Consider the following 8,785-nt stretch of genomic DNA (forward strand, 5'->3'; position numbering starts at 1 on the left):
ATCACGTGTTCCAACTGCCATAAACTTTCCTAATCGCTACGTCCATTGAGCAACCAAGATTATAGGCGGCCCACCGATTGGAAGCCTGTCAACTTCACACTCGGCGCTCGGTCGGCCTATTTTTACATCGTGAGGGCAATGCTCAATCAAGCCGCAAATTCTTCGTAAGCCTCAAAAGCTCGTGAAGAGTAAACATAAGCCGCGCCTGCGTTCAGCGCAATCGCCGTTCCCAGTGCAGCAGCGATCTCTTCCTTGGTGGCCCCCGCCTTCTTTGCGGCACCTGCGTGAGCTGTAATACAGCCATCACAACGGGTGGTTACCGCAACAGCCAGTGAGATCAGCTCATGCGTCTTGGCATCAAGTACGCTATTTTCGCGCGTAGCAGTTTCCAAGTTATGAAATGCGCCAGCGACCGGCGCATTTGCCTTGTTGAAGCTGGTGACGCGCTTAACCAATGATTTCAACTCTTCAGTCCATCTCTTTTCCATATCGATCCACCTATTAAATAAATTGAGAAAATTACTAGTCGACCCCGTGGAGTGCCTAGAAATATACGTTTGCAATTACGTATCCGGCCCTCCCTATCAACTAGTAGGTAGTTATACTAAGCCCATCCTTTTAAGCTGTCAAGCTTCGACGTTTGAATGCTCGCGTGCTTGGCTTTGACGGCTCGATCATCATGGGCAAGGAACACTTGTGTTGCGCCAATCAGGCTGCGCCACAGGCCACGGTGATCGGCAGCCACATGGAATTTGTGAACCATGGCATGCGGACACGCAAAGACCTGCGCGACTTTATTGCCGAGAAGCGCATGGACCCTCGACTTGTATTGGTGCCTGCCGACGGTGAGTCATACCGCTTTTAAGATAAGTTCCTGTAGGTAAGAAGGTGTGGCGCGGCCTTTGCACGGTCGTGCCACAGACTTGAAGACATGCAGGTCCGAACACCGTGAACATTTTCAACGCAAACCCTTGACCTTGACATCATTGGAAACTTCATGATGACTGCACACAGTGATTTGCATACTTGGAGCCGATGATGTCGCCCTCTACTCTCAATCCAACTGCCACAAACAGCCGCAGACTGCGGCTGTCATTGGTGGTCGTCGTCACAGCACAGTTGATGCTGGTTCTTGACGACACCATTGCCAATATTGCTCTTCCCAGCATTCAGCAAGACTTTGGTGTATCGGCAGGCCTCCTGCCATGGATCATCAGTGCATATGTGCTCGCATTCGGCAGCTTGTTGCTGTTCGGCGGTCGCATCGGGGATTTGTATGGACGCCGACGCGTCTTGCGTATTGGCCTAGTGTTATTTACGTTGGCGTCCCTGCTTGGCGGCTTGGGCGTCAATGTTGAGATGCTTCTTGCGTCCCGTGGCCTGCAGGGGGTTGGGGCAGCATTGGTCGCACCGAACGTGCTGGCGTTGATCGCCACGACCTTTCCTGTCGGCAAAGAGCGTAATACGGCATTGGCAGTCTATGCAGCCATGTCGGCAGTAGGCATGACCGTTGGTATTCTCCTGGGGGGCGTCTTGACTGGGTTCCTCAGTTGGCGGTGGGTCTTCCTCATTAATGTTCCGATTGGTCTGGCAGTGCTTGCAGGCACGCGGATGCTGGCTGAGGGACAGCGCAACGCTGGCACACTGAACACGTTTGACGCCATTAGCGGCTCTGGCGCGATGTTTGCGCTTGCGTTTGGCATTACGCGCGGCGGTGAGCATGGCTGGAACGATGCAGTGACGCTGGCTTCATTTGCTGTCTTCGCAGTGCTGGGAATTGTGTTCCTTGTATTGCAGCGCCGTCGCCAACATCCGATGCTGCCGCTTTCGTTGTTCAGAGATCGCAATCGGTCTGGCTCATACCTGGCGGTTCTCTTCATCGGCGGTGGGTTGATGGCGACGTACTTCCTGCTGACCCTGTTCATGCAGCAGGTTCTGCAGTTCACCCCGGTGATGTCTGGCCTTGCGTCTTTACCTGTCAGCGTCGGTATCGTTCTGGCTGCTGGAACGAGTACCAAACTGGTTGAGCGCTTTGTACCACGGGCAGTCGCTGTGCCAGGATTGTTGATCGCTGCGTTGGGGATGTATTGGCTATCGACGCTGAGTCCGACATCGTCATACCTGTGGCATGTGCTTCCTGCATTGTTCGTCACCTACTTCGGCCTGGGAATGGGATTCATGCCGTTGACCCTGACTGCGGTGCAAGGCGTCTCCGAGGAACAGGCGGGTGTTGCATCGGCCATGCTCAATACTTCCCAGCAGATCGGTGCAGCGCTCGGAGTGTCGCTACTCGCTACCATCTCCACTTTGACGGCGAATGGGTTTTTACCCAACGCAAGTACCGTCTTACAGCAAAGTCTGGCAGCAGGTGACACAAATCTGATCGCAAAGGCGAGTGAAGCGTTGGCTCAGGGTTATGCAACGGCGTTTCTTGCTGGAGCAGCCTTGCTGACAGTCGCGGCAACTGTCGTAGCCGTGGTAGTCAATACCCAACAGACGCAGCACACCTCGGCGGCACATATTTGAGGTTACATTTAAAAGGTGCATGAATGGCTGCTTAGTGGAACGTCGAACGGCAGCAGTGGGTCGATCGCAGCCGCAACAGCACGCTTGATCGCCCTCTGGACCGTTTGCGGGTAGCGGTGATGCCGACGCAGCACGCCTGACCTTGGGTCTGCCGATTGCATGACAGGCTGCGTCCAGGTCTAGCCCGTCAGGAAACGCAAAGGCGCCATCACGATCTGCGGGAACAGCACCAGCAGTAACAGCACCGCTAAATGCGCCAGCAGATACGGCGTGACTGCCTTGATTACCGGCTCCATGCGAACCTTGGCCACGCCACAAACGACATTGAGTACGGTGCCCACCGGTGGCGTGATCAGGCCGATGGCATTGTTCATCATGAACATCACGCCAAAATAAACCGGGTCGATGCCGGCCATGCGCACCACCGGCAGCAGCACCGGCACCAGGATCAGGATGGTCGGTGCAAAGTCCAGCGCGGTGCCGACCAGAAAGATCAGCCCCATGATCACCAGCATGAGCAAGACCGGATTGTCCACCAGTGGCAGCAGCATGTCGGCGACCGTGGCCGGGATGTTTGCCGCAGCGATCAGCCAGGCGGAAACCTGCGCGGCGGCGACCAGGAACATGACCACGGCTGACGTTTTTGCGGCGGCCAGCAACAGGCTGTAGAGCTGCTTGAACTTCAACTCGCGGTACACCACAAAGCCGACGAACAAGGCATAAAAGACTGCCACCACGGCGGCTTCCGTCGGGGTGAAATAGCCGCCTTTTAATCCACCGACGATGAGCACTGGCAGCAGCAATGCCCAAAAGCCTGCGACGGTCGCCGCCAGGCGCTGGCGCAGCGGCATCCGGTCGCCGCGCGGCATTTTGTCGCGGCGCGCCTGGAATGCCCAGGTGACGACCAGCGCCACTGCCATCAACAAACCAGGCACGATGCCGGCGATAAAAAGTTTGGTGATCGAGATATTGCCGACCACGCCCAGCATGACAAAGCCGATCGAAGGTGGAATGATGGGCGCGATGATACCGCCCGATGCAATCAGTCCGGAGGCACGAGGGATGTCGTAGCCGGCGTTGCGCATCATCGGAATCAGCAGAGCGGCAACGGCTGCCGTATCGGCAATTGCTGAACCGGACAGCGATGCCATGATCACGCAGGCAAAGATGGCCACATAGCCCAGGCCGCCTTTGAAATGGCCGACCCAGGCACTGGCGACCCCGACGATGCGGGTCGAGATGCCGCCGGCATTCATCAGTTCGCCCGCGAGCACAAAAAATGGAATCGCCATCAACGGGAAGCTGTCTGCGCCGGACAGCATGTTCTGCGCAAGGATCTGCGCGTCAAAAAAATCCATGTACCACATCATGGCCATGCTGCAGGCCAACAGCGCGAACGAGATTGGCACGCCTAATGCCATTGCGCCGAGGAGCGCGACGACAAAGATAAGGACGATCATGGCCGGCTCCCTTACTCGCTGCCGCTGACTTGCAGCAGCTCGTGCGGGCTGACCTTGCCGAGCAGGAGCCGCAGGATGTTCCAGCAGGTCGTCAGCGCGATCGACGCGGCGCATAGATAGGCTACCGAATACACGATGGCGAGAGAAATGCCGGTCACCATACCGGTGTTAGCCGCGTTCAGATTGTATTGTTTGATCAGTCCCCACAACAACACGCCGCAGCAGCCGAGTACGATGCATTGCGCCAGCAGCACGGTGGCCAATAGCGCTTTGCCCGACAGGCGTGCTGCCACCATGTTCATTCCCAGGTGCCCGCCTTCGCGCATCGCGATGATCGCGCCGAGGAAGGTGATCCAGATGAACATGAAGCGCGAAAGCTCTTCCGAGATATTGATGCCGGATTCAAAGAAGTGGCGCAACACGACATTGCCGAACACCATCAGGCACATGGCGGCCAGGCAAACGACGATGATGACTTCCAGCGTCTTGAAATACCAGTCGACGAGTCGGTTCATGACCGGGGCTCCTTGTCATATTTTTTGGCCAGGCATTCGCCAGGAATGTTCAAAACGTAAAAATCTTCCCGGGATTCATGAGGTTATGCGGATCCATCGCATGCTTAATCTGGCGCATCAGGTTGACCGACGCGCTGCCGAGTTCATCGAGCAGGAAACCCTGTTTGTGCAGGCCGATTCCATGTTCGCCGGTACACGTTCCATCCATTGCCAAGGCCCTGGCGACCAGCCGGGCGTTCAGATGTTCGGCCTGGTCGATCTCGGCCTGGTTAGCGCCGTCGACCAGCATCTGGACGTGGAAATTGCCGTCGCCGACATGGCCGACAATCGGCGCCAGCATGCCGCTCTGCTGCAGGTCGCTGGTGGTTTCGCCAACACATTCTGCGAGGCGCGAGATCGGCACGCAGACATCCGTGACGACCGAGCGGGAGCCCGGGCGCAATTGCAGCACAGCGAAATACACATTGTGCCGCGCCTCCCACAGCTTGCTGCGTTCCTCGGGGCTGCTTGCCCACTGAAACTGCGCGCCGCCGCCGTCGCGACAAATATCCTGTACCAGTTCAACCTGTTCTTTTACGCCGGCTTGACTGCCGTGGAACTCAAAAAACAGATGCGGCTGTTCGGGCAGACCAGTCTTGCTGTAAAGGTTCAGCGCTTGAATGGCCACGCTGTTGACGAACTCTACGCGGGCGATCGGCACACCCATCTGAATGGTCTGCACTACCGCCTGCACTGCGGACTCGATGTCAGAGAAGGCGCAGACAGCCGCCATGATGCTCTCGGGAAGCGGGTACAGTTTGACGGTCGCTTCAACCACGACGCCCAGCGTGCCTTCGGAGCCGACGAACAGCCGGGTCAGGTCGTAACCGGCTGCTGATTTTTTGGCGCGGCGTGCGGTTTTGATGATCTCGCCATCCGCGGTGACCACCGTCAGGTTAATGACGTTTTCCCGCATGGTGCCATAGCGAACCGCGTTGGTGCCGGACGCGCGCGTGGCGCACATGCCGCCGATCGTCGCATCGGCGCCCGGGTCGACCGGGAAGAACAAACCGGTATCGCGCAGCAAGGCGTTCAGTGCTTTGCGCGTTACCCCAGGCTGCACTGTGGCGGTCTGGTCCTGGTCGTGGATTGCCAGCACGCCATTCATCTGTTGCAGGTTGAGGGTCAGGCCGCCTTTTGCGGCCAGCGTATTGCCTTCCAGCGAAGAGCCCGCCCCATAAGGTACAAGCGGGATACGATGATCACGACATAAACGCACGATCGCCTGGACTTCATCGGTGCTGCGCGCAAATGCGACGGCGTCCGGCGGCATTGCGGGAAAGATCGATTCGTCCCGGCCATGGTGTTCGCGTATGGCGGTATTGGTCGAAAGGCGCTCGCCTAACAGGTCCCGCAGGCTGGCGACGAATTCAACAGGTAACGCGTACGCAGGCAATAATGTGGTTTGATTCATGGATGTGCTCAGGTTTTTTGAAAAGTTGGCGGCAGCGCAGACCGTTGGTCCGACGCTGCATCATCACCAAGCATTATTTACCGGCGCGTACCCTGGCGATTTCGCTGTAAACCAGATTCATGAACTCCGGACCGATTTTTTGCACATGCGGGGCGATCGCCGGCGGCACCAGGTCACGGATTTTTTGCAAGTCCGCTTCCGAGAATTGTGTCACCTGAACGCCTTTGTCCTTCATGCCCTGCAGGGCCGTGGTCGCTTCGGCTGCGGTTCCGGCACGCTGATAGGCGGTGGCGTTTTTGGCGGCAGCCGTCATCAGCTTTTGCTCCTCTTTCGACAGGCTGTCCCAGAATTTTTTCGAGACCGCAAAGATCAGCGGCGAATACACATGGCCAGACAAGGTCATGTACTTTTGCACTTCATAGAAGCGCTGTGTGTACATCAGCACGACCGGATTTTCCTGGCCATCGAAGGCTTTGCTTTCCAGTGCGACGAACAGCTCGGACCATGGCAGCGGCGAGGCATTGGCGCCGATCGCCTTGAAGGCGTCCAGTGTCAACGGATTTGGTTGGGTCCGCAGCTTCAGGCCTTTCAGGTCGGCCAGGGTATTGACCGGACGGCGCGAATTCGTAATGTGGCGAAAGCCGTTCTCCCACCAGCCAAGCACATGAATGCCGACACCGTTGAGCTTTTCGTTCAGACTGTTGCCGACCGGTCCGTCGAACACAGCATGTGCTTCCGCTTCCGTCTTGAACAGGAAGGGCACATCCTGAAATCCGAGCTCCTTGACCTGACCTAACAAGCCCAGGGCGCTGCCTGTGTAAAACTCCTGTACGCCGCCTTGCAAGGCGCCCAGCATTTGCGGGTCAGGCCCCAAAGCCTGATTGCCGATGACGGAAATTTTCATTTTGCCGTCGCTGACTTTCGCCATTTCGGCGGCAAACATTTTGGCTGCCTTGCCTGCTGGATGATCTTCGGCGAAGCCAAAGCCAAAGCGGGCAGTACGTGGCTTGATGTCCTGGGCGCTCACGCTGAGCGCCGTGAAGGCGGCGACGGCGATCAGGGCTGCTGCGCTGAGATGTCGGTTCAGTTTCATGGGTTTGTCTCCTGATGGTTTTGGTTTTTTAGCGCCGGCTTTTTATGCGCGTCGTTCAATACGATTGCGTAACAGGCCGATACCTTCGATCTCTACTTCGCACACGTCGCCCGGCTTCATATACAAAGGCGGGGTTCGTGCGTGTCCTATGCCTGCTGGTGTGCCTGCAACGATCAGGTCGCCGGCTTCCAGCGTGATGGCTTGACTGAGGATGACGATCAACGACTCGACGTCGAACACCATGTCATTGGTGTTGGCGGATTGCACGGTCTGGCCATTGAGCCTGGTTTGGATCGACAAGCCGCGCGCACCAGGGGGAAGTTCATCGGCAGTCACCAGCCAGGGACCAAAACCGCCGGTGCCGTCAAAGTTCTTACCGACCATCCATTGCGGCGACTTGAATTGGTACTCGCGCACGCTGCCATCGTTAAATACCGAATACGCCAGAACATGGGTCAGCGCCTGGTTGCGCGCGATGCAGCTGCCGCCTTTGCCGATCACCACTGCCAGCTCACCTTCATAATCGAGCGTGTCGGAAAGGTCGGTATGCAGCAGCGGCGCTTCATGCGCAGTCAGGCTGGTATTGAAACGCGAAAAGAGGGTCGGATAGTCAGGCTGCTTGAAGCCGCTTTCTTCGGTATGGTCGCGATAGTTCAGGCCAACGCAGATAATCTTCCGCGGGCGACCCAGGGGCGGCAGGAACTGCACGCTTGTGAGGTCAATTGCGGGCTGCAGCAACATCGCCCTGGCGGCTTTGTTGAAGGCTGCGGCGCTGTCCTGGGCCAGCGCATCCAGGCTGCCGGGATACGCCGCCGCGCCCTGCATGGCACCGTGCCAGGTGTTGCTCCCGGCGTCGCAAACTGCCCACCCTTCGTTTCCATCCAACAAAAACTGAACCAGCTTCATCGTCCGCCTTTAAAGTTTCGATATGTGCAATTTACCATCAGTAATATATCAAGCGCAAGATAATATATTATTTTTTATTTGGTATATTATGGATATAGAATTCTAGAATGACCGCCATGTTGATCAATAAACGCACTCAGGCAGAGGCCGCCTTCGAACTTATCCGCGCCGAAATCATGGCCGGCAGCCTGCTGCCCGGCTCCAAACTGAACATCGGCGCGCTGGAAAAGCGCCTCGAGGTCAGCCTGGGCGCCATCCGCGAGGCACTGTCGCGCCTCAATGCCGAAGGACTGGTGATCTCGGAATCGCATCGCGGCTACCGGGTGACACCGGTCAGTAGCGAGGATTTGCTGGACTTGACCCGGACCCGGGTGGAGATTGAATCGCTTTGCCTGAGCAAGGCGATGCAACACGGGGACGTCGAATGGGAATCCCGCATTGTTGCGGCGTCCCACCGAATGGAACGTCTGGAAACGCTGCCGACCGAAGCCGAACCCAGATCGACACCGGCGTGGAATGACGCCCACGGCCAATTTCATGAAGCACTGGTCAGCGCCTGCCCCAGTGCCTGGCTACTACGCATGCGTAAAGTGTTGTACCAGCAAAGCGAGCGCTACCGGCGACTCTCGGTCCCGCTCGGGACGGATAAGCGTAACGTCCACGACGAACATCGGCGCCTGATGGAAGCGGTGCTGCGCGGCGACGAACCGGCGGTATTCCAGGAACTCGAGCAGCATTTTTTTGCAACGGCACAAATCATTTTGCGCTCGCTGCCGCAGTAGCCTGCAATGTCGGAATCATTGATGGCACCCTGAGCTGCAAGACCCTGCGC

9 protein-coding genes are annotated in these 8,785 nt (G+C 57.3%); 3 read left to right on the forward strand and 6 right to left on the reverse strand.

Annotation, left to right across the window (positions count from 1 at the left end; all coding sequences use genetic code 11):
- Positions 1-146: 146 nt before the first annotated feature.
- Positions 147-488 (reverse strand): carboxymuconolactone decarboxylase family protein, encoded by a 342-nt coding sequence (locus V7080_RS20460; protein ID WP_334190237.1) that lies wholly within the window; start codon positions 486-488, stop codon positions 147-149.
- A 164-nt stretch (positions 489-652) separates the two neighbouring features.
- Between V7080_RS20460 and V7080_RS20465 the strand changes: the two genes are divergently transcribed.
- Both V7080_RS20465 and V7080_RS20470 read left to right on the forward strand, forming a co-directional pair.
- Positions 653-865: a hypothetical protein gene (locus tag V7080_RS20465; protein ID WP_334190238.1), complete on the forward strand. Its 213-nt coding sequence runs from the start codon at positions 653-655 to the stop codon at positions 863-865.
- A 170-nt stretch (positions 866-1,035) separates the two neighbouring features.
- Positions 1,036-2,526: an MFS transporter gene (locus V7080_RS20470; protein WP_334190239.1), complete on the forward strand. Its 1,491-nt coding sequence runs from the start codon at positions 1,036-1,038 to the stop codon at positions 2,524-2,526.
- Positions 2,527-2,705: 179 nt separating this feature from the next.
- Here the strand turns inward: V7080_RS20470 and V7080_RS20480 are convergent, their stop codons facing one another.
- From V7080_RS20480 to V7080_RS20500, 5 genes are all read right to left on the reverse strand, one after another.
- The gene (locus tag V7080_RS20480) at positions 2,706-3,986 is read right to left on the reverse strand and encodes a TRAP transporter large permease subunit (protein ID WP_334190240.1); all 1,281 of its coding nucleotides are present in this window, start codon (positions 3,984-3,986) and stop codon (positions 2,706-2,708) included.
- Positions 3,987-3,997: 11 nt separating this feature from the next.
- Complete coding sequence (locus V7080_RS20485) at positions 3,998-4,501, reverse strand: TRAP transporter small permease (protein ID WP_334190241.1); 504 nt, start codon at positions 4,499-4,501, stop codon at positions 3,998-4,000.
- Positions 4,502-4,550: 49 nt separating this feature from the next.
- On the reverse strand, positions 4,551-5,954 hold the full coding sequence (locus tag V7080_RS20490; protein WP_334190242.1) for an FAD-binding oxidoreductase: 1,404 nt from the start codon (positions 5,952-5,954) through the stop codon (positions 4,551-4,553).
- 73 nt (positions 5,955-6,027) lie between these two features.
- Complete coding sequence (locus V7080_RS20495) at positions 6,028-7,047, reverse strand: TRAP transporter substrate-binding protein (protein ID WP_334190243.1); 1,020 nt, start codon at positions 7,045-7,047, stop codon at positions 6,028-6,030.
- A gap of 42 nt (positions 7,048-7,089) precedes the next feature.
- Positions 7,090-7,953, reverse strand: coding sequence for a fumarylacetoacetate hydrolase family protein (locus V7080_RS20500; RefSeq protein WP_334190244.1), 864 nt, complete (start codon positions 7,951-7,953; stop codon positions 7,090-7,092).
- 116 nt (positions 7,954-8,069) lie between these two features.
- On the opposite strand from V7080_RS20500, the gene V7080_RS20505 reads away from it, so the two are divergent.
- Complete coding sequence (locus tag V7080_RS20505) at positions 8,070-8,735, forward strand: GntR family transcriptional regulator (protein ID WP_334190245.1); 666 nt, start codon at positions 8,070-8,072, stop codon at positions 8,733-8,735.
- Positions 8,736-8,785: the final 50 nt, after the last annotated feature.

It is taken from the genome of Noviherbaspirillum sp., assembly GCF_036846085.1.
Classification (GTDB): domain Bacteria; phylum Pseudomonadota; class Gammaproteobacteria; order Burkholderiales; family Burkholderiaceae_D; genus Noviherbaspirillum.

What these genes read in the sequence shown, in the direction of transcription:
- V7080_RS20500 (WP_334190244.1), bottom strand. Translation starts at nt 7,953, where the DNA reads ATGAAGCTGGTTCAGTTTTTGTTGGATGGAAACGAAGGGTGGGCAGTT.
- V7080_RS20480 (WP_334190240.1), bottom strand. Translation starts at nt 3,986, where the DNA reads ATGATCGTCCTTATCTTTGTCGTCGCGCTCCTCGGCGCAATGGCATTA.
- V7080_RS20485 (WP_334190241.1), bottom strand. Translation starts at nt 4,501, where the DNA reads ATGAACCGACTCGTCGACTGGTATTTCAAGACGCTGGAAGTCATCATC.
- V7080_RS20495 (WP_334190243.1), bottom strand. Translation starts at nt 7,047, where the DNA reads ATGAAACTGAACCGACATCTCAGCGCAGCAGCCCTGATCGCCGTCGCC.
- V7080_RS20505 (WP_334190245.1), top strand. Translation starts at nt 8,070, where the DNA reads ATGTTGATCAATAAACGCACTCAGGCAGAGGCCGCCTTCGAACTTATC.
- V7080_RS20490 (WP_334190242.1), bottom strand. Translation starts at nt 5,954, where the DNA reads ATGAATCAAACCACATTATTGCCTGCGTACGCGTTACCTGTTGAATTC.
- V7080_RS20470 (WP_334190239.1), top strand. Translation starts at nt 1,036, where the DNA reads ATGATGTCGCCCTCTACTCTCAATCCAACTGCCACAAACAGCCGCAGA.
- V7080_RS20460 (WP_334190237.1), bottom strand. Translation starts at nt 488, where the DNA reads ATGGAAAAGAGATGGACTGAAGAGTTGAAATCATTGGTTAAGCGCGTC.